This is a genomic window from Bacillus sp. F9_6S_D1_P_5 (assembly GCF_054823925.1).
In genome coordinates, this window is sequence record NZ_JBTREW010000007.1 from 53,962 (window position 1) to 74,892 (window position 20,931).

19 protein-coding genes, 1 pseudogene and 1 other annotated feature are annotated in these 20,931 nt (G+C 35.7%); of the genes and pseudogenes, 14 read left to right on the forward strand and 6 right to left on the reverse strand.

Annotated features, from left to right (window positions below; all coding sequences use genetic code 11):
- Nucleotides 1–9 precede the first annotated feature (9 nt).
- Nucleotides 10–471 (reverse strand): hypothetical protein, encoded by a 462-nt coding sequence (locus ACUXEY_RS10490; RefSeq protein ID WP_088092051.1) that lies wholly within the window; start codon nt 469–471, stop codon nt 10–12.
- A gap of 110 nt (nt 472–581) precedes the next feature.
- Here ACUXEY_RS10490 and ACUXEY_RS10495 point away from each other — a divergent pair.
- The 3 genes and pseudogenes from ACUXEY_RS10495 to ACUXEY_RS10505 all read left to right on the forward strand — a co-directional run.
- Nucleotides 582–884, forward strand: a pseudogene (locus ACUXEY_RS10495) (carbon starvation CstA family protein); the annotation flags it as partial.
- Between the two features lie 89 nt (nt 885–973).
- The gene (locus ACUXEY_RS10500) at nt 974–1,786 is read left to right on the forward strand and encodes a polyphosphate kinase 2 family protein (RefSeq protein WP_429602955.1); all 813 of its coding nucleotides are present in this window, start codon (nt 974–976) and stop codon (nt 1,784–1,786) included.
- Between the two features lie 188 nt (nt 1,787–1,974).
- Nucleotides 1,975–3,243, forward strand: a complete 1,269-nt coding sequence (locus tag ACUXEY_RS10505) for an MFS transporter (RefSeq protein WP_461300626.1) — start codon at nt 1,975–1,977, stop codon at nt 3,241–3,243.
- An 87-nt stretch (nt 3,244–3,330) separates the two neighbouring features.
- Here the strand turns inward: ACUXEY_RS10505 and ACUXEY_RS10510 are convergent, their stop codons facing one another.
- Nucleotides 3,331–4,314: a ketoacyl-ACP synthase III gene (locus tag ACUXEY_RS10510; protein ID WP_429602952.1), complete on the reverse strand. Its 984-nt coding sequence runs from the start codon at nt 4,312–4,314 to the stop codon at nt 3,331–3,333.
- A 174-nt stretch (nt 4,315–4,488) separates the two neighbouring features.
- Between ACUXEY_RS10510 and ACUXEY_RS10515 the strand changes: the two genes are divergently transcribed.
- Together ACUXEY_RS10515 and hflX are read left to right on the forward strand one after the other, a co-directional pair.
- Nucleotides 4,489–5,043, forward strand: a complete 555-nt coding sequence (locus ACUXEY_RS10515; RefSeq protein ID WP_461300627.1) for a cobalamin biosynthesis protein CbiN — start codon at nt 4,489–4,491, stop codon at nt 5,041–5,043.
- Between the two features lie 484 nt (nt 5,044–5,527).
- Nucleotides 5,528–6,787, forward strand: a complete 1,260-nt coding sequence (gene hflX / locus ACUXEY_RS10520) for a GTPase HflX (protein WP_461300628.1) — start codon at nt 5,528–5,530, stop codon at nt 6,785–6,787.
- A gap of 41 nt (nt 6,788–6,828) precedes the next feature.
- Here hflX and ACUXEY_RS10525 read toward each other — a convergent pair whose 3' ends face one another.
- Nucleotides 6,829–8,469, reverse strand: coding sequence for a peptide ABC transporter substrate-binding protein (locus tag ACUXEY_RS10525; protein ID WP_461300629.1), 1,641 nt, complete (start codon nt 8,467–8,469; stop codon nt 6,829–6,831).
- Between the two features lie 222 nt (nt 8,470–8,691).
- Here ACUXEY_RS10525 and ACUXEY_RS10530 point away from each other — a divergent pair, with 222 nt between their 5' ends.
- The 4 genes from ACUXEY_RS10530 to ACUXEY_RS10545 all read left to right on the forward strand — a co-directional run bounded on the left by ACUXEY_RS10530 (nt 8,692) and on the right by ACUXEY_RS10545 (nt 12,340).
- Nucleotides 8,692–9,903 (forward strand): MFS transporter, encoded by a 1,212-nt coding sequence (locus ACUXEY_RS10530; protein WP_461300630.1) that lies wholly within the window; start codon nt 8,692–8,694, stop codon nt 9,901–9,903.
- A gap of 11 nt (nt 9,904–9,914) precedes the next feature.
- Nucleotides 9,915–10,832 (forward strand): cysteine synthase A, encoded by a 918-nt coding sequence (gene cysK, locus ACUXEY_RS10535; protein WP_461300631.1) that lies wholly within the window; start codon nt 9,915–9,917, stop codon nt 10,830–10,832.
- Between the two features lie 77 nt (nt 10,833–10,909).
- Nucleotides 10,910–11,422, forward strand: coding sequence for a GNAT family N-acetyltransferase (locus tag ACUXEY_RS10540; protein ID WP_166702489.1), 513 nt, complete (start codon nt 10,910–10,912; stop codon nt 11,420–11,422).
- Nucleotides 11,423–11,515: 93 nt separating this feature from the next.
- Nucleotides 11,516–12,340, forward strand: a complete 825-nt coding sequence (locus tag ACUXEY_RS10545) for a DUF4037 domain-containing protein (RefSeq protein WP_429602946.1) — start codon at nt 11,516–11,518, stop codon at nt 12,338–12,340.
- Nucleotides 12,341–12,379: 39 nt separating this feature from the next.
- Here ACUXEY_RS10545 and ACUXEY_RS10550 read toward each other — a convergent pair whose 3' ends face one another.
- A complete protein-coding gene (locus tag ACUXEY_RS10550) occupies nt 12,380–14,014 on the reverse strand; it encodes a putative polysaccharide biosynthesis protein (protein WP_429602945.1) in 1,635 nt (544 codons plus the stop codon).
- Between the two features lie 220 nt (nt 14,015–14,234).
- Nucleotides 14,235–14,457, forward strand: a binding site (T-box leader).
- 301 nt (nt 14,458–14,758) lie between these two features.
- Between ACUXEY_RS10550 and ACUXEY_RS10555 the strand changes: the two genes are divergently transcribed.
- On the forward strand, nt 14,759–16,096 hold the full coding sequence (locus ACUXEY_RS10555; protein WP_461300632.1) for a sodium-dependent transporter: 1,338 nt from the start codon (nt 14,759–14,761) through the stop codon (nt 16,094–16,096).
- Nucleotides 16,097–16,135: 39 nt separating this feature from the next.
- Here ACUXEY_RS10555 and ACUXEY_RS10560 read toward each other — a convergent pair whose 3' ends face one another.
- The gene (locus tag ACUXEY_RS10560; protein WP_461300633.1) at nt 16,136–16,840 is read right to left on the reverse strand and encodes a polysaccharide deacetylase family protein; all 705 of its coding nucleotides are present in this window, start codon (nt 16,838–16,840) and stop codon (nt 16,136–16,138) included.
- 326 nt (nt 16,841–17,166) lie between these two features.
- Here ACUXEY_RS10560 and ACUXEY_RS10565 point away from each other — a divergent pair, with 326 nt between their 5' ends.
- The 4 genes from ACUXEY_RS10565 to ACUXEY_RS10580 all read left to right on the forward strand — a co-directional run bounded on the left by ACUXEY_RS10565 (nt 17,167) and on the right by ACUXEY_RS10580 (nt 19,723).
- Entirely contained in the window at nt 17,167–17,430 is a 264-nt protein-coding gene (locus tag ACUXEY_RS10565) for a CD3324 family protein (protein ID WP_166702497.1), read from the forward strand.
- A 178-nt stretch (nt 17,431–17,608) separates the two neighbouring features.
- Complete coding sequence (locus tag ACUXEY_RS10570) at nt 17,609–18,295, forward strand: DUF421 domain-containing protein (RefSeq protein ID WP_461300634.1); 687 nt, start codon at nt 17,609–17,611, stop codon at nt 18,293–18,295.
- Between the two features lie 110 nt (nt 18,296–18,405).
- Complete coding sequence (locus tag ACUXEY_RS10575; RefSeq protein ID WP_461300635.1) at nt 18,406–19,047, forward strand: FusB/FusC family EF-G-binding protein; 642 nt, start codon at nt 18,406–18,408, stop codon at nt 19,045–19,047.
- Nucleotides 19,048–19,339: 292 nt separating this feature from the next.
- Nucleotides 19,340–19,723, forward strand: coding sequence for a MerR family transcriptional regulator (locus ACUXEY_RS10580; protein WP_098520280.1), 384 nt, complete (start codon nt 19,340–19,342; stop codon nt 19,721–19,723).
- A gap of 72 nt (nt 19,724–19,795) precedes the next feature.
- On the opposite strand, the gene ACUXEY_RS10585 is transcribed toward ACUXEY_RS10580, so the two are convergent.
- Nucleotides 19,796–20,680: an NAD(P)-dependent oxidoreductase gene (locus ACUXEY_RS10585; RefSeq protein ID WP_303660238.1), complete on the reverse strand. Its 885-nt coding sequence runs from the start codon at nt 20,678–20,680 to the stop codon at nt 19,796–19,798.
- Between the last annotated feature and the right edge of the window lie 251 nt (nt 20,681–20,931).

A 20,931-nucleotide genomic window follows, 5' to 3' on the forward strand; every position in this document is an offset into this window, starting at 1 on the left:
AATTAGGGCTTACTCTTCATTAAATACAAATGTTTGTTTCATTTTTTTACCCTCATTTACCGGATGGCCGTTGTAAGAGAAATTCTTTTCTTCCCAAGTGATGACGACTTTGAAATTATGGCTGTTAAAATCTAAAGGGAATACGATATAGTCAAAGCTTGTCTGACTTTTTGAAACGTTGTTATGTAATGTAGTAGGATTAAAAGTAGCTTTAGAGGGAGTGTTATCAACTATTTCTACAGCTACGTTTGACACATCATTACCGATGTTTTTTACGAGTAAACGATATGTATCATACACACCCTGTTTTTGTTGCACTGCTTGCTTGTTTGCGTTATGAGATTTGTCAATTTCGATATACCACTGTTTTGACTTTGATTCAATTGGTAGTGATTGAAATGTGTATGCACTAGCTTGTATTGGTAGTGCTAAACAGATTAGTGCAAAGAGAGAAAATATTTTTCGGTTCATTTTTAGAGAGCTCCCATTCTGTAACGGATTTATTTGTTATTATCTTCTTTTTGTGAGAGGGTATACCATAATTCAATTGTAAAAAATATAGTCTCTTTTAGTGAATAAGATGGAGATATTTCTCTTGGTTTAACCAATAGACTGCAGCAATTGCGTTATGGATTGGAACGATGTATTTATTCATAAAAGGAAAACCGTATGTTGTTGCCTTAATTCCAGCGATATTTATGACGCTCATGACTGTCATTTACATTTTAAATGCAAAAATTGGTTTTAACATTCCGCTAAATACATCTTATATTGTAGGTACAATTATTACCGTTATATTAACTGCTGTGTTCTTTATGAAAGCTGTGAAAAATAAAAATGAGAATATTGAAGTAGATGTGCAATTAGAGAAGGAAGCTGTGTAGAGATTTTTCTACACAGTTTTTTCTAATGTGAAATTATTTCCAATAATATGTTAAAATAACATTGTCATACAACAAGGGGGATTTGTTTTATGGAGAATGGATATCTTGCTAAAGTAGATGTAACGAAAAGAATTGAATCGAAATCTAAGTACAATAAGAAACTTGAAAAATATCAAAGACGTTTATTAGCGTTGCAGCAAATTGTAAAAGAAGAAAAAATCGCAGTTATGCTCGTTATGGAAGGCTGGGATGCGGCTGGAAAAGGCGGAGCGATTAAGCGAGTGACGGAACACCTTGATCCGCGCGGGTTTCAAGTAAATCCAATCGGAGCACCGGCACCTCATGAAAAACGGTACCATTACTTGCAACGTTTCTGGCGAAAACTTCCTCAGTACGGGCAGATTACTATTTTTGATCGCTCATGGTACGGCCGTGTGTTAGTTGAGCGGGTTGAAGGTTTTGCTACAAAGGAAGAGTGGACGAGAGCGTATGATGAGATTAATGATTTTGAAAAACTATTAACAGATGATCATTATATAATCGGGAAGTTCTTCTATCATATTAGTAAAGATGAACAATTAAAGAGGTTTAAAGATAGAGAGAACAATCCTTTAAAAAGATGGAAAATTACAGACGAAGATTGGCGTAACCGTGAAAAATGGGACGAGTATGTTGAAGCAATGGAAGACATGTTTGAAAAAACAAATAAACTAAATGCAAAATGGCAAATTATTGCAAGTAACGATAAATTATACGCTCGATTGAAAACGTTGAAAGTAATTATTTCATTAATTGAGGATTACCTTTTAGAACATAATATAGAATTACCTTCTTATTATTATGAAATAAAAGAGGGAAAGATAGAAGGCTTTGAAACTAATCAAGATAAAGTTGTAAAATAGTACAAAGTTTGTATATGAAATATAAAGTAGAGTCACCCTGTAATTTTGGGAACCCCTCGGTAATGGGAAAAATATAAACCGTGGGGTTTTTTACATGTATAAATAAATTTCAGCATTTTAAATTTGGGGATTTTGTTGTTCTATAGTACATTAACAAGAGATATTAGTTTTATAGAGAGGGTGAGAAAATGATAGATACAGCAGATGTTTCAATAAGTAATCGTATATATACAGAAGAAGAACAACAAAAATTATACAAACGAACATTACTAATCGTAAGTATTTCACAAATGTTCGGAGGAGCAGGGTTAGCTGCTGGGATTACAGTAGGTGCACTTCTTGCGCAACAAATGCTTGGGACAGATGCATATGCAGGATTACCGGCAGCTATGTTTACAATGGGATCTGCGGTAGCAGCTTTCTTTGTTGGGAAGTTATCGCAAAAGTATGGTCGCCGCGTAGGGCTTGCAGGAGGTTTTATAGTAGGTGGGTTAGGGGCTATTGGAGTTGTGATGGCAGCTTTAACAAATAGTATTATTCTTTTACTAGTTTCTTTACTTATATATGGCGCGGGCACAGCTACGAATTTACAAGCGCGTTATGCTGGAACGGATTTAGCGAATAAGAAGCAAAGAGCAACAGCTATTAGTATCACTATGGTAATGACGACTTTTGGTGCAGTCGCAGGTCCCAATTTAGTAGGTGTAATGGGAAGATTTGCTCATTCAATTGGAATTCCTGAACTTGCTGGTCCGTTTATATTATCGGCAGCGGCATTTATACTGGCTGGTCTTGTTTTATTTGTTATGCTTCGTCCAGATCCGTTACTTATTGCTAATATGATAGAAACATATAAACAAGAGCATACATATAAAGGGCAACCAGTAATAGAAGAGGCAATAGAAAACAAGCGAGGTATTACAGTTGGGGCAATCGTAATGATACTTACTCAAGTTGTGATGGTTGCGATTATGACGATGACTCCAGTTCATATGGGGCATCACGGTCATGGCTTAAGTGCAGTAGGACTTGTGATTGGTTTTCATGTAGGTGCAATGTACCTTCCCTCTCTCGTTACTGGAATGTTAATTGATAAAATTGGAAGAACTACGATGAGTATAGCTGGCGGAGTAATTTTACTAGCAGCAGGTGTCATAGCTGCAATCGCGCCGAGTGATTCTTTAATACTATTAATTGTTGCTTTATCTTTACTTGGATTAGGATGGAACCTCGGTTTAATAAGTGGTACGGCTCAAATTGTTGATGCAACTATACCTTCCACACGTGCAAAAACACAAGGGAAAATAGATGTGTTCATTGCATTAGCTGGAGCTTCAGGCGGAGCGATGTCAGGTATGGTAGTGGCAAATTCAAGTTATGCGTCATTGTCATTAGCTGAAGGAGTTTTAGCTTTCATGCTTATTCCTGTTGTGATATGGTCTCGGACAGGTAAATAAAGTTAAGATAAAAGAAGCTGCGTTCAAAGGGAGGTAACCAATCCTTGAATGCAGCTTTTTTGTAGTTAGTTGTATAAAAGAAAAATGTTAGTTTAAATCCCACTCCACAATAAGCCCTAAATGCGTAAGACCACCACCAAATCCGTATAGTAAAAGTGTGTCTCCATTATTTAATTTTTCTTCTTTTCTAGCTAAATCTAGAGCGAGTGGAATGGAAGCTGAAGATGTATTTCCCATGTATTTTACACTTGTTAAAGTTTTTTGAATTGGAATTTCGGTCTTTTCACAAATAGATTCAATCATTCGTAAGTTAACACTGTGTGGTATGAACCAGTCTATATCATCTATTTGCATATTTGCGGTATGTAATAGTTCTTTTATACCTGCTGGCACCGTGCGTGTTGCCCATTTATATACTTCTCTTCCATTTTGCACGATTTTTTCATTTGTTTGCAGTTGTGTGCCATTCATAGTAGTAGATAAGTTTGTTCTGTATAGATGAATACCACCGTGCCCATTTGTTCCCATATGAGTAGCAATAAAGCTCGGTTTGTTTTCATCTCTTTCTAATAAAATAGCTCCAGCACCATCGCCAAATAAAATACAAGTCGTTCTATCGGTGTAATCAGTAACTTTAGATAATGTCTCTGTCGCTACGATAAGTACTTTTTCGTGTGATCCAGAAGTGATTAAGCTATTACCGACGTGCAGGCCATATGTGAAACCAGCGCAAGTTGCATTTAAATCAAATGCTATTGTATGAGGTATGCTGAAGTGTTGTTGTATTTGACACGCGACACTAGGAAAAACATAGTCAGCGGTTGTTGTAGCGACGATGATACAGTCTATATCTTCTAAGTTCTTTTTAAAAGTTGTACATAAATTTTCAATTGCTTGAATGGCTAAGTGTGAAGAGTATTCGTCTTTGCTCGCAATTCGTCTTTCCTTCATTCCTGTTCTTTGTACAATCCATTCATCGTTCGTATCAATCATTTTCTCTAAATCGTTATTAGATAATATTTGATTTGGAACATAAGTACCAATTGCAGTAATACGAGATTTAGAATTCATAGGAACAGCTCCTAACTTTATTTTATAACCTGATACTAATATCAGGTTATAAAAATGTCAATATAGATTTTTGGTGTATTGAACGACTTAGCTTACTATGAAGGAATTTAGCGAGTGTTGTAAAAATAATATACGAGAAGTTTCTAAAATTGATAATGAAGTGAGTTGAGCTCCTTGAAAATAATTTTACGTATGTTGCCTGTTGTCATTATTTGTAGCTTTATTCTTATTATTTTTCCAGAGAAATCTTATGCTTGTGATTGTATTACTGTATCGGCAGAAGATGCCTTTCAAAAAAACGATGTAGTGTTTGAAGGGAAGGTAATTGGGGTTGGAAGGAAAGAAGGGGTTGGAATTGAAGTATTATTTGAAGTGAAAGAAATTTGGAAAGGGGAAACTTCTTCGCAAATTATCATATATACAAATGGTGGTGATTGTGTGTTTCACTTTGTGGAAGGAGGAGAGTACTTAGTATATTCTTCTCAAAGAGGATCTGAAAAACGATTACACACAAATAGTTGTAGTAGAACGAAGAGATTAGATGAAGCAGGGGCGGATAAAGTGGCTTTAAGTCAAATTGCAAAAGAGTCTGTTCCAACGAAGAAAGTGGATTTAAAAGGGGAGATGGTGAGCGGTTTCAGTTGGTGGCAGATTGCTATCATTTCCATTGACCTTTTATTGATCATTGCTGTTGTTATTTTTATTATGAGAAAAATGCGCAAAAAATGACGATTAAAGTAAAAATATAAAGATTTTCTTTCTGTTTCTATAGGTGGTTTAATCTTGTGAAAGCGAATTACTTATGCTACACTTTATGTAACTTAAAATGAACGGAGGGGCTTCCTTTGATCTTAATCAGATTACGTCTCAATACTTTGTGCCAATAATTGAATAGCGCTCAAAGGCTCTGTCTGTGTACAGAGTGAACGGGATTGGTCTGCCTATTTTAAAGGAACCCTTTATTAAGCTTATATGTGAAAAAGAGGGAGGGACGAATACGCCCTCTTTTTGTTTTGCCTTTATAAATAGAATGGGATCGTATAGGTGAACACTTATTGTGGATACGTATATGATCTTGGGACTTTTTGACTATGAGATAGGATGAAAGCACAGCTTTCTTCTATTTCTTTGGTGAACCCTTATCCGTTTACGAAAACACAGGCAGCGACCTGTGTTTTTTTATTTTACGTAATCGAAATGGAGGAATAAATATATGGAAGAATTATTACAAAGAGCAGTATTAGTTGGAGTGAATTTAGGTAATGAAGATGATTTTGCATATTCGATGGAAGAGTTAACGAATCTTGCAGAAGCTTGTGATGTAGAGGTAATCGGGCAAGTGACGCAAAATTTACAACGTGTAAATCCATCCCATTATATTGGAAAAGGAAAGATTGAAGAAGTAGCAGCCTATATAAATGAAGTAGATGCGAATATGGTCATCTTTAATGACGAATTATCTCCTTCACAAATCCGAAATTTAGAAGCGGATTTAGATTGTAAAGTAATTGATCGTACCATATTAATTTTAGATATTTTTGCACAACGTGCGAAAACGAAAGAAGCGCAGTTACAAGTAGAAGTAGCACACCTTCAATATATGATGCCTCGTTTAATCGGTCTTCGCGAATCGTTAGGAAGACAGAGCGGCGGTGTTGGTACGAAAAATAAAGGTGTCGGTGAGAAGAAGTTAGAGTTGGATCGTCGTAAAATTGAAGAACAAATTTCAGTTTTAAATAAAGATTTAGAAGCGCTCGTTGCGCAGCGTCAAACGCAGCGAAAGCAGCGTAAGAAAAATGAAGTACCAGTTGTAGCTTTAGTCGGTTATACGAACGCAGGAAAATCAACGACAATGAATGCGATGCTTGAAATTTACAATGGTACAGAAGAAAAACAAGTGTTTGAAAAAGATATGTTATTCGCGACGTTAGAAACATCAGTGCGAAATATTGATTTGCCAGATAAAAAATCATTCTTATTAACAGATACAGTTGGATTTGTAAGTAAATTACCGCATCATCTTGTGAAGGCGTTCCGTTCAACGTTAGAAGAGGTAGCGGAAGCAGACTTACTTATTCATGTAGTAGATTACGCAAATCCAAATTACGAACAGTTAATTGATATTACAAATGAAACGTTAAAGAAAATTGGAGTAGAAAATATTCCAACCATTTATGCTTATAACAAATCAGATATGGTAGATGTTGAAATTCCGAAAGTACAAGAAGACCGCGTTTATTTATCAGCGAAGAAACATGTTGGGATAGAAGAGCTTGTCGTAATGATTCGCTCACACATTTATAAAGAGTATACGAAGTGTGAAATGTTAATTCCGTATGATCAAGGACAGGTAGTTTCTTATTTCAATACTCATGCGCACGTTTTATCTACAAGTTATGAAAACGAAGGTACGAAACTAGAAGTAGAATGTAAGACAAGTGATTACGAAAAGTATAAGCGTTTTGCAATTTAATGAAAAAGGCGATCCTAAAATGTTTTAGGATCGCCTTTTTCTTATTCTGTAATAGAGGCCCACTTATAAGAATAAATTCCTGCAAATGGACGAACAACAACACCTTTTACTGTTGGGCGTTCTAAATATACAAGTCCTGATTGAAAGATTGGAGCGATAGCTGCATCTTCTTCAAGTAAGATTTTCTCGGCATCTTGGAACGCTCTCCAACGTGCTGGTAAGTCAGTTACTAAAGTAGAGCTCGTTTTCTCAATTAATTCGTCGTATTGTTTGTTTGAGTAACTCATCTTATTAAAGGGTCCGTCTGTGACGAACATATTTAAAAATGTTGTAGGGTCAGGATAATCTGGTCCCCAAGTAGAAAGTGAAATTTCAAAATCGCCATTTCCTTCACGATCTAAAAATGCTTTTACTGGAAGTGGTTGTAATGTGATTTTTAATCCAGGTAAGTTTTTCTCCAGTTCACCTTTTAAAAACTCACTAATTTTTTTATCGTTAGATTCATCAGTTGTTATGATTGAAAGGGAAGCGTTTTGTAAGTTTGTTTCTTTTTTCGCAGTTTCCCATAGTGTTTTAGCTTCTTTCACATTTGTTTCTACTTTTACATTACTTGTACTGCGAAAATCTTTATTGTCAGGTCCTTTTACGAATCCTTTCGGAACGAATGCATTCGCAGGTATAGAACCATTGTTTAAAATCGTTGTTGCGATTCCTTGTTTATCAAAAGCAAGCGAAATAGCTTTACGAGCATTTTTGTTTGCTAATAAAGGATTCTTTTGACTAAATCGGAAAAAAGTCACAGAAGGACGTTCCATTTTCTTTAAGCTTGGATCTTTTTGATATTTATCAACAAACTCTGAATTGATCGTAATACGGTCTACTTGTTTACTTTCAAATAAATTAACAGCTGTTGAAGTATCTTTTACGATATTTACATTAATTTCATTTAACTTCACATTTTTATTATCCCAGTAGTTCGGGTTTTTCGTCATTTTGTAACTTGTATCATGTTTCCATTCACTTAATTGAAACGGCCCGTTATAAACTACATTTGCAGCTTCAAGCCCGTAATTTTTCCCTTGTGCTTCTACTACCTTTTGGTTTTGAGGATAAAATGTTGCAAATCCCATTAACCCTAAAAAGTATGGAACAGAGTGTTCTAATTGTACTTCAAGTGTTCTATCATCAATTGCCTTTACACCAAATGAATCAATTGGTAATTCTTTTTTATTTATTTTTTCAGCGTTTTTAATATCGAACATAATATGTGCGTATTCAGAAGCAGTTTCTGGATTAACGGCACGTTTCCATGCATATTCAAAATCATGAGCAGTTACTGGATCGCCATTTGACCATTTTGAATCGTGTAATGTAAATGTATATGTTTTTCCGTCTTCGCTCAGTTTGTATGATTCAGCTGCTGCAGGAACAGGTTTGTTATCCGGACCAGGCATATATAATCCTTCCATTACGTTGTTTAAAGCAGCGTAAGAAAACCCATCGGTTGCGATAGATGAATCAAGTGTAGAAATTTCCCCGGCTTCTACAATGTTTAATACTTGTTTTGAAGAATCTTTTTTCTTTTCTCCGGTAGTTGTTGCCTCTTGTTTTTGACCACATGCTGTTAAAAACATAGATAATGTGATCGAGAGTGCAACGATTCCTTTAGTTTTTTTCTTCATAGCTGTCATCCTTCCCTTCATCTATGCCTTAGTATAAAAGAAAAGATAGAAAATTTCTATAAATAAACCCGATAAAACGTATAGAAAAAATATATTATGTAAGAAGTGATATTTCTGGAAAAAGAAATGAAACCAGTATAGAATAGAAATGTTTCAAAAGTCAGAATTTATTACACCTACTGTAATAAATATATATTTTGTACAGAAAGGAGAAATACACGTATGCAGGCAGTTTCGCAAAAAAATACTGTTGAAACACCGACGATATATCGAATACTATTTGCGATTAGTTTCGGACATTTTTTAAATGACTCGATGCAAGCAGTTGTGCCGGCATTGTTTCCTATTTTGGAAAAAACGATGAATTTATCCTATATGCAAGTAGGATGGATTGCGTTTGCATTAAATATGACGTCATCGATTATGCAGCCGGTTTTTGGTATGTATTCGGATAAGAAGCCGTCACCATTTTTATTACCACTCGGTATGTTTTCGAGTATGCTTGGAATGATTGGACTTGCTTTTGCACCGAACTTTATTGTTGTTATTATTTCTGTTTTATTTATCGGATTAGGTTCCGCAGTCTTTCATCCAGAAGGTGCTCGTGTTGCATATATGGCGGCAGGGGCAAAACGAGGTTTAGCACAAGCGATTTATCAAGTGGGAGGAAATACAGGGAATTCCCTAGCTCCTATTTTTACAGCATTAATTTTCGTTCCGCTCGGCCAAATTGGTTCTTTAGGTTTTACAGCCTTTGCAGCGGTAGGAATTGTATTGTTAATTTTCGTATCAAATTGGTATAGGAATGAATTAGCAACTGGTGCTGTGAGGAGAAAAAAGAGGGCTGCGCTTGAGGCGGAAAATGCGATTGTAAGTACACATATTAAATTTGTTATTATACTTCTTGTTTTTCTTACTTTTGTACGTTCTTGGTACGGTGCTGGTATCGGAAACTTTTATCAATTTTACTTAATTGAGCATTACGGTTTATCTATAAAAAATGCCCAGTATTTCGTATTCGCATTTATGATTGCTGGTGTGTTAGGAACTTTCTTTGGCGGTCCATTAGCGGATCGATTTGGAAAAAAAACAATTATTGTATTTTCAATGCTAGGTTCGGCGCCACTTGCCCTTTTATTACCTCACGTTTCGCTCATGTGGGTCGTACCGCTATTTTTATGTATCGGTTTTATTAGTTCAAGTAGTTTTAGTGTAATTGTCGTTTATGCGCAAGAGCTTGTTCCTGGAAAAGTAGGGATGGTATCTGGATTAATTGTAGGGCTTGCGTTTGGACTCGGCGCTTTAGGTTCTGTAGTCCTTGGGAAATTAGCTGACATATATAGTCTTCAATTCATTATGTTACTATGTAGTTGTCTACCATTAATTGGACTTACTTCATGGTTTTTACCAAGTGATAAGAAAACGATAGAATAGGGGGATGCACTATGAAATTATGTGAAAATGTTACAGAATTAATAGGAGATACACCTGTCGTCCGATTATCTAAATTTATTCCAAAAGACGCAGCAGATGTGTATGTAAAACTAGAAATGTTTAATCCTTCACGCAGTGTGAAAGACCGTGCTGCCTATAATTTACTTCACGTTGCAGAAGAGAATGGTCTTATCAAACCAGGAGATACAATTATTGAGCCAACAAGTGGTAATACAGGAATAGGCTTAGCGATGAATGCAGCTGCGAAAAGGTATAAAGCGATTTTAATTATGCCAGACAATATGTCAAAAGAGCGTATAAATTTATTGAAAGCATACGGAGCAGAAGTAGTTTTAACACCAGCAGAACAAAGAATGCCAGGAGCAATTGCGAAGGCATTAGAACTACAAAAGCAAATTCCGAATAGTTTTATTCCGCAACAATTTGAAAATCCGGCAAACCCGAATATTCATCGTTATACGACTGCACTTGAAATTTATGAACAAATGAATGGCGAGCTTGATGCATTCGTAGCAACGGCAGGAACTGGTGGAACTATTACAGGAACTGGGGAAACGCTAAAAGAGAAACTACCAAACTTATATATTGCAGTAGTAGAACCGAAAGGATCTCCTGTTTTATCAGGCGGTGTTCCAGGTCCTCACAAACTAGTAGGAACAAGTCCAGGATTTATCCCGAAAAACTTAAATACAGAGGTGTATAACGAAATTATTCAAATTGCAGACGAAGAGGCTTTAACGACAATGAGAAACTTAGCTAGACAAGAGGGATTATTAGTTGGGCCATCGTCTGGAGCATCTGTTTACGCAGCAATTATGATAGCGAAACGATTAGGCGCTGGTAAAAAAGTTTTATGTATTGCACCTGATACGGGAGAACGGTATTTGAGTATGGGATTATTTGAATAAAAATGATAGAAACCCCTTAATGGTGAAATGGTACTATTAAGGGGTTTGTTATAGGTTATTAAGAGAGGAGAAACACAATGAAATTATTAAAACCGACATATGAATTCAGCGAACAAATTATGGAGTATCGAGAGGCATTTTTGCATGTGGATGAACAACCACACGGCAGTAGTTCTTTACAAAATTTTGATTCTCTCGATGAATGGTTTGAAAAAGTGAGTATACAAGAACTGGGAGAAAATTTACAAGGTAATCGAGTACCATCTAGCCAATTTTTAAGCTTTGAAAAAGAGGAACTTATAGGCTTTGTGAATATTAGACATCGATTAAACGAAGAATTATTGCGGGAAAGTGGTCATATTGGATACAGTGTCCATCCGAATAAACGTCGCCGGGGTTACGCGACGAAACAATTGAAACTCGCATTATATGAAGCGCAAAAGTTAGGGTTACAGAAAGTGTTAATAACTTGCGATAAAGCTAATATTGCTTCGGCTAAAACGATTCAAAAAGTTAGTGGTGTGTTAGAAAATGAAGTAGTTTCTTCTCATACTGGGGAAATTGTACAACGTTATTGGGTAGAAATATGATTTAGTGGAACTTTGAAAAGGGAATATAATGCGTAATATCGAAATAGATAAATAAAAAAGTAAATGTGTACTGCAATTATAGGGGGAAATGAAGTGGGATTAAAAGAGAAAGCAATAGAAATGTCGGAGATTTATAGGCGAAATCCGAAAGTGGAGTCTATTATTTTAGCGGGTTCAGTAGCTAGAAAGTTAGAAGATGAACATTCAGATATAGAATTACATATTTTATGGTCAATACCACCAGAGGATGAGGATCGTAAAGGGCCTATTAACTATATTGGTGGAACAATTTTGTCATATCATCCTTACGAGGAAGAAGAATGGTCGGAAACATATTTGACAAAAGAGGGAATTAAATTAGAGATTAGTAACTTTTTAACAGAAACAGTAGAGAAAGTGATTTCGGATGTGGTGAATCGATATGATATAAGTTATGAAAAACAATGTATCGTATCATCCGTTCATGACGGTGTTAATTTGTATGGAGAAGAGAAAGTACATGAATTAAAAGATAGAGTGGTATCATATCCAGAAGATTTAGCGGAACAGATGATTTCACAAAATCTTTGGTTAAGCAATCGTTGGCATAATCGAGAGGCGCTTTTAAAACGAAAAGACTGGCTCATGCTATATGATGTTATTTGTGAAGTGCAAAGAAATATATTTGGGGTCTTATTTGGTCTAAACCGAATGTATGTGCATCACCCGGCGTTTAAATGGATGCCGAATAATGTGGAACGAATGAGTATTAAGCCTGACAACTTATATGAGCGTATGGCGAATACGTTAATAGGGAAACCGGAGTATAGTGTACAGGAGTTAGAAGTGTTAATCGAAGAACTATTACATTTAGTAGAACAACATGCGCCAGAATTACATATTGCTGAACAACAAAAACATATTCAATATGCGAAGTAAAAAAAGAAGGGATGTAACAATGCGTTACATCCCTTCTTTTTATTTGACTAATTTACCTAGTACGGGTAATCGCTGAATCCTATCACCGAGAATATGTGAAGCAAGTCCGCTTGTTAGGACGAATAAAAGGTAAACAATCCCTCCTATAGTGCCACATATAACAACAATGAGAAGTGATTCTATATAAGATTGTCCAGGAATTAACCATTTTAAAATAGCTTTTAATGCCATCACAACAGCAGACATTGCTGCGGAGTAAATTGTAATAAGAAATACTGTTTTTGCTGTTTCACCAATTTTAAATTTTGCAAACTTAACGATGCAGTACAACATAATAACATTGGAAACGAGGTATCCAAGAATTGTTCCGAGTACAGCACCGTGTCCGCCAAATAAATGTAAGAGCGGTGTATTTACTAAAACTTTAACGAGAATACCGACTGAGAAAGCAATCATCGTTTTTCTTTGATAATCGATTCCTTGTAAAATAGCTGCTGAAACTGTGAAAATCGCACTTAATATAGCAGAAGGTGCAAATGAAATTAAATATTGTGATCCACCAAGTGCAATTTCAGGATTTACATAAACCATACGGAATGCATCGTAAGCGATGCTAGCAAGACCGAATGCAGCTGGGATAGTGAAGAATAATAAGACTTGAAATATCTTTGCAATTTGTTCTTGTAATTCTTCTATTTTCCCGCTTGTATAAGATTTCGTTATTGCCGGAATGATCGTTAATGAGAATCCAGTTGCAAGTGAAGCTGGAATCATAATTAACTTTTGGGCATAGTTCGTTATATAAGCGAAAACTGCATTTGCTGTTTCTAAAGGCTCTCCCATCGCCCTAAGGACATCAGCTACAGTATATTGATCTACTAACGTATAGAGCGGAATTGCAATGCCGACAAATACAATTGGGATTGCATATCGAAGTAATTCCATATAAATATTTTTTAATGGGATATTCGATGCTCTTGATTTTAATTCTCCTTCGGGAGGCTTTAATCTATTATATTTTTTCCAGTACAGCATTAAAATCGAAACGCTGGCAAGCGCTCCGATAACAGCGCCAAACGTGGCAACTGCAACAGAAGAGGCTACGGAACCTCCTAATAGTTTTGAGACGATAAAGCTACCAACTAAAATGAAAACAACGCGCGCAATTTGTTCTACGACTTGAGAAACAGCACTTGGTTTCATATGTTGAAAACCTTGGAAATAACCGCGTGTAACACTCATAGCTGGTACGATAATAAGTGCGAAACTTAATGCTCGCATCGTAAGTGTTACGTCAGCGATAAATTGTGGATCTGGCGTTTTCGAGCGAATAATAAATTGTGATATGTACGGTGCTCCAATAAATAAAATTAAAAATCCTAAAAAGCCCATAAAGAGCATTAATTTTACGCTTGAGTTGTATAATTTTTTGCTTGTACTATAATCACCAAGCGCATTATGTTTTGCAACAAATTTGGAAACAGCAATTGGAATGCCGGCGGTTGAAAAGCTTAATAAAATACCGTACCAAGAGTATGCATATCCATATAAAGCGACCCCTTGTGTTCCGACTAATAGTTGAAAGGGGAAGAAGTATATAAAACCTAATATACGTGAAATCATTGTTGCACCGCTTAATAAAGCAGTTCCTTTTAAAACTTTTGAAGTAGACAAAATTCGTTCCTCCTACTCGTGCTGTCTTGCATTCATCGTATACTACTATAAACCTGTTAGAGTAGTTAATATAGTATGGAACATAAATATTCTAATATTATTCATTTAAAAGTCATATTTTACATTTTTAAATAGAATGTAATACGTAAAAATTCAAAATATAAGTTGACACTATTTTTAATGTGTGATAAAAATGATAGTAATCAATTCGGAAAATAATATTTGGGCAATGAAAGGGTATAGTAGTGAATATCTCCCTATTTCAGAGAGCTGATGGTTGGTGTGAATCAGTATATAGATTATTCATGAAGTTCGTCCTGGAGCATCTTTCATAAATCTCATATTTTGAGGAAATGAAAGACGGTAGTTTATACCGTTATCAAATAAAGTGGTGAAGATTGTTTCACAACTAGGGTGGTACCGCGATATTTATCGTCCCTACGTATTTACGTAGGGACGTTTTTTATTTAGGTCTTACTTTTGTTGTGGCTTCATAACTAGGGTGGTACCGCGATATTTTATCGTCCCTACGTATTTGCGTAGGGACGTTTTTTATTTAGGTCTTACTTTTGTTGTATCTTCATAACTAGGGTGGTACCGCGATATTTTTGTCGTCCCTACGTATTTACGTAGGGGCGTTTTTTTATTAGTAGGAAGGAAGTGAACGTATTAGAAAAGAGTGTGGATAGAACAATATAAATACTGAATTGTAAACAGAAAAAGATAAAGAGAGGAGATTAACAGATGAATTCACAGCAATGGACATCAAAATTAGGTTTCGTATTAGCTGCAGCAGGTTCAGCAATTGGTCTAGGGGCAATTTGGAAGTTCCCGTATATGGCCGGAATTGGAGGGGGCGGCGCGTTCTTCCTTATTTTTATCGGTTTCACATTATTAATTGGTTTACCGCTATTATTAGCTGAATTTGTTATCGGAAGAAGTACACAAAAAGAGGCCGTTGATGCATATAGAGAAATCGCACCAAAAACATTATGGCCATGGTTAGGGAAATTAGGGATTGTAACATGTTTCATATTACTTTCTTTCTACAGTGTTGTAGGAGGCTGGATTTTATTATATTTATGGAATGCAATTACAGGTAGACTATGGGAAGGAAATGGGGCATACGAAGCTACGTTTGGTGAAATCATTTCCAATCCGTATTTAGCAGTTGGATCACAGCTATTATTCATCCTTATTACTATTTTCATCGTAAGTAAAGGTGTACAAAATGGTGTTGAAAAAGTAAATAAATATTTCATGCCAGCATTATTCGTTTTATTCTTTGTTTTAATCGTTCGTGCACTTACGTTAGATGGTGCTGGAGAAGGAGTTCGTTTCTTCTTACAACCTGATTTCTCACATGTAACATCAGAAATCATATTATATGCAATGGGGCAATCGTTCTTCTCGCTATCTGTCGGTGTAGCCGTTATGGTAACGTATAGCTCATACTTACCGAAAGAAGAAAGCTTACCACGTTCAGCATTTTCTATCGTAGCTTTAACGCTTGTGATTACATTACTTGCAGGGCTTGCAATTTTCCCAGTAGTGTTCGCATTTGGAATGGAACCATCTCAAGGACCGGGACTATTATTTATCGTACTGCCAGCTATTTTCAGTAAAATGGCATTCGGAAAATTATTCTTCATCGTTTTCTTATTACTATTCTTCTTCGCTACTATTACATCAGCAATTTCGATGTTAGAAATTAGCGTTGCATCTTTAACTGCAAAAGGTAAAGGAAAACGTGAAAAATTGGCGTTAATCGTAGGATTACTAATCTTCGTTGTTGGAGTACCATCAGCATTATCATTCGGTATATTAAGTGATCTGAAAATTTTCGGAAAGACAGTCTTTGATTTAGCGGATTATGCAGTTAGTAACGTACTAATGCCACTTGGTGTTTTATTAGTTTCTATCTTCGTTCCTTTAAAAATGAAGAAAGATGTATTAATGAAAGAGCTTGGTGTAAGTAAAAATAAAGGCTATAAATTATTCGTATTATGGTTATTCTTACTTCGCTTTATCGCACCAATTGCGATTATTATCGTATTCTTAAATGTACTTGGCATTATATAAACAGAAAGGTAGCGTATCATTGTATGATACGCTACCTTTTTATTTTGCTCTTTTTTGCAGTTGGTTTACTGTTACGAACTGATATCCCTTCTTAGATAAAGAGTCTAAAATACCTTCGATGGTTTGTAAATTTTCATTAGACTCATCATACATAGGGTGCAGTAAAATGATAGAACCTGGTTTTACATTTTTATTAACATATTCAATTTTATCAGCAGCAGATTTATAAAAAGTATCAGGTTCAAGGTCCCATGTAATTGTTTCGATATTGTTTTTATTTAAATAATAGGGCAGACCAATTAGCTTTTTTCCGTTTGGTGGTCTAAAGTCAATTGCGTCTGTAAATCCCGTTTGGCGGATTAATGCATTCGTTTTTTCTATTTCTTCTTTAATATAAGAAGGTGTTTTTAAAACCATTCTGTTATGAGAATATGTATGGTTTCCAACTTGGTGTCCAGATTGTACAATAGCTTCTCCTAACGATAGGTTTTTTTCTAATTCATTTCCGATTAAAAAGAAAGTAGCTTTTGCATTGTATGTATCTAGTAGCGGTAATATTTGTTTTACATTGTTCGTAGGACCATCATCAAAAGTTAAAGCAACCACTTTTTCATTTGTTTCTACTCGGTTTGTTAAATCTCCAAACAATTGAAAGCCTCTTGCGTTCATCAATTTGTATGTTCCAAATAATGCTACAGTAATAATGAATAATGTAACGATTGTAATAATTATTTTCTTTTTCATAAAGCAACCTCACTATATTTTTGGATTGGACTAAAAAGTATTATATCAAATTAAGTAATTTCACGCTTTAAAAAGGATGTGGATGCAAGGGGAAGGAATTTATCATATAATAAAATACAAAAGGTATATTAGGAGGTGTTTAAATGGCGATTACAATTCAATTGCCGGACACTGCAGCGTCTCATGCAAAGCCAAGTATGGAAATGGCGATACTTTGCGTGAGGTAGACAAGTAATATACAATCGCCTAAATGAGCTCGTATCATTTTTTATATTTGGCTTTGCACCTTATTGAAATGAAACATAAAAAATAAGGGGCGAGCAGAAATGAAATATGTTAAAGCTGCGACGGTTTTACCAGAAAGTTTAATTACTGAAATTCAAAAGTATATACAAGGTGAAACAATTTACATTCCAAAACAAGAAACGGAACATTATAAATGGGGTACACGATCTGGAGGAAGAAAACAACTAGATGAAAGAAACAAAGCCATTAAAGATGCGTTTAGAAGCGGGATTTCCATTCATCAACTTGCAGAGGAGTATTTTCTTTCCGGAGAAACGATTAAAAAGATTGTGTACTCTAAATGAAGATAAAAGAGTCTAGTTCAAATATTATTTTGAACTAGACTCTTTTTGCTTTACCCGTATTGGATATATGGGGTGTGAATGGGCATGATAATAGAAAAAATGAATCACAATTGTATCGTATAGAAATGTGAATAGAAATAAAAACGTTATATTACATATTACAGAAAGGTGAACGATTATGAATCATCTTGGGCAAATAACGATAGAACTTTTTGTTGGTTTTTTTGTTTTATTGATTGCTACTAAAATATTAGGGAAAACACAAATATCGCAGCTAACACCTTTTGATTTTATTTCTGCCATTGTAATTGGAGAACTAGTTGGAAACACTGTATATGATCCTGAGGTGAGAGTATGGTCTATTTTATACGCTGTTTTTGTATGGGTACTTTTAATTTACGCAATAGAAGTAATAACACAAAAATTTAGAAGGACAAGAAAGTTTTTTGAAGGATACCCTTCTATTATCATTCGTAATGGGCATATTGACAGAGAGCAATTAAAATCGAATCATTTGGATATTAACCAATTACAACAAATGCTTAGGCAACAAAAGGATATATTTTCAATCCGAGAAGTTGAATATATGATATTGGAACCTAACGGAAACATAAGTGTATTGAAAAAAAGTAAATATGAATCTCCCACTATAAATGACTTGAATATAAAACATAAGCCTGTTTACTTACCTATTTCATTAATTAGTGACGGGAAAGTAGTTAAGGATAATTTGAGGGAAGCAGGTTTTGATGAAGGATGGCTTTATAAACAAATAAAGAAAAAAGGAATTACTAAATTTGAAGACGTATTATATGCAGAATGGAAAACAGATGATGGTTTCTTTTGTCAGGAAATGAAGCGGTAGAATATAATCGATGTATGTAATATTCGTTTCTAAGTTATCTTTTACATATCAAAAAGCTGAATCATTGTATACAATAAAACTAGATCAACAATTTGTATGGAGTGATAAAGATGGAAGCTTTTATTAGAAGTGATCAATATAATTTTATAAAATCACAAGCTTATATTTTAGCAAATGGGCACGCAACGGCAAATGATAGAGGTGTCATTCAAGCATTAAAATCATTAGCGATTGAAAAAATAATACATGTATTTGAGGATTTAACGGATGAACAGAAAGAGTTAATTGATAAGGTATTAACAGTTCAAAATAGAGAAGATGCAGAATCTTTTTTAACGAAAATAAATCCGTATGTCATTCCGTTTCAGGAAGTTACAGCGCAAACATTAAAAAAATTATTTCCTAAAGCAAAAAAATTAAAACTTCCTGATATGGAAGAACTGGATATGAAAGAATTATCTTATTTAAGCTGGATTGATAAAGGGTCAAGCAGGAAATTTATAATAGCGAAAAATGATAAAAATAAGTTTGTTGGTCTGCAAGGAACGTTCCAAAGCTTAAATAAAAAAAGCATTTGTTCATTATGTCATGGACATGAAGAAGTTGGGATGTTTTTAGTTGAAATTAAAGGTGATGTACAAGGAACTTTCGTGAAAAAGGGAAACTATATTTGCAAAGATGGTGTAGCTTGTAATCAGAATATGAAATCACTTGATAAATTACATGATTTTATTGAGCGATTAAAGAAATAAAATGGAAGACCTCTAGTGCTTAAACTGGAGGTTTTTATTTTTTGAAGAAGTAGATTAAAAATTTAACTGTACTATGATTATTAAAGGATAATTAGTTCAATAGATAAATGGAAATCAAAAAATAAACCTTATGACCATATCTCCCAATCAGTTTTAGAACGATTATTTGAAAAACTGAATCACTTATATCACAACTTCAATGAAACAAAAACCTATATGTTATTATTTTCCGTAACATTAATGTCATATTATAAGATAAGGTTTTTGAATATTTAATAGGGAGGCGTTTCTATTGAAAATCAGTGAGCTGTCTAAAAAGACAGGTGCAAGTATCCGATCCATAAGGCATTATGAGAAAAAAAATCTAATTACCGCTGTACGCCTTGAAAATGGTTATCGCGAATTCGATGAATCTGCCATCAAACGTATTCGAATTATTCAACTTTATTTAGGTTTGGGTCTGGTAACGGAACAAATTGAGGAAATATTGAAATGTGAGGTTAATGGTCCGGAAGACTATGAATTTTGTGAAGAAATGCTGGAAACTTATCAAGTGAAGCTGGATCAAATCAACAGGCAAATTAGTGTATTGGACGTTGTAAAGCATCGGTTGGAAAAACAAATCATGCAAATGACGGATAAAAGAAGAATGAGGAATGGAAATTCCCTTAGTTGAAACAACGGAATAATTGAAGATCCCAGTCCGCGATCATGGCGGGATCCGGGATCTCTACATACGACTATGATGTTATGCGAACGGTTTTTTTAGCAGTTCGGTCAAGCGCGAGAATCCGTCGGTTCCATAGCCCTCATTGATGGCCTGCTGGGTTACGGCCATTGCAGCACTCAGAACGCTGACGTCGAGGCCGTGGTGTTGAGCAGCATGGATGATGTGTTCCATTCCTGCCGAGGCTGAGATGATATTGGACTTGTCACCAGGGTAGTGACCCGAGTCTACTTCACTTGCCAAATAAGCCATGATGTCGGGCAAGATGTCTATGATGCCCTGGGCATAGACGGCGAACTCCTTTGCTGGAATATTCTCGGCAGTGGCAAGGGCGAGAGCGTGAGCGTAACCGCTCATGGATGTCCAAAAGAGATCGAGCAGGGCTACATCATATGCCGCCGCCCGGCCAGGATCCGCCCCAAGATAAGAAGTAGTGCCACCCAAGCTTGCCAAGGTCGGTTGATGGACCTTAAAGATGGATTCTGGTCCACTATACAGGACGGAAGCCGCAGGCGTCCCGATGGTCGGAGTAGGGGTCATAATCGCCCCATCGAGGTAATCGACTCCGTGTTGGGCAGCCCATGTGGCCATTTCACGGGCACGTTTGGGTGAGTCGGCAGTGAGGTTCACCAGTGTCCGTCCCTTTAGGGAATCTCCCACGGGGCCAAGGACTTCATGGACGACATTATAGTCCAGAACACAAATGATCACTAGGGGGCTTGCAGAGACCGCGCCGGTGACTGAATTTGAAAGGGTCGCCCCCTGAGAAATAAGGTAATCGGCTTTTTCGGCGGTGCGGTTCCATAATGTCGTAGGGTGGCCGTTCATTAGGAATGCACCAGCCAGCGCCTGGCCCATCGGACCCAAGCCGATAACTGTAACAGGTGAACGGTTCGGGTTCTCCATCACTGATACATCTGTATCTGATACTTGACTGATATTTTGTTCTTTCTCACTTTGGTCATTTTTCTTCAATGAAAATGCCTCCTTTCAGATGTTCAAACTTAATTCTAAAGTATGACACCAGTGTCAGAGTCAACAAAAATATTTTTGGTTATCATATTTCAACAAACCAGTTATAAGTAATCTATTATTCCATTAAAGGGCGAGATTACGGGAAAAGTAGTGAAAAGTGATACATATTATCCATGACTAAT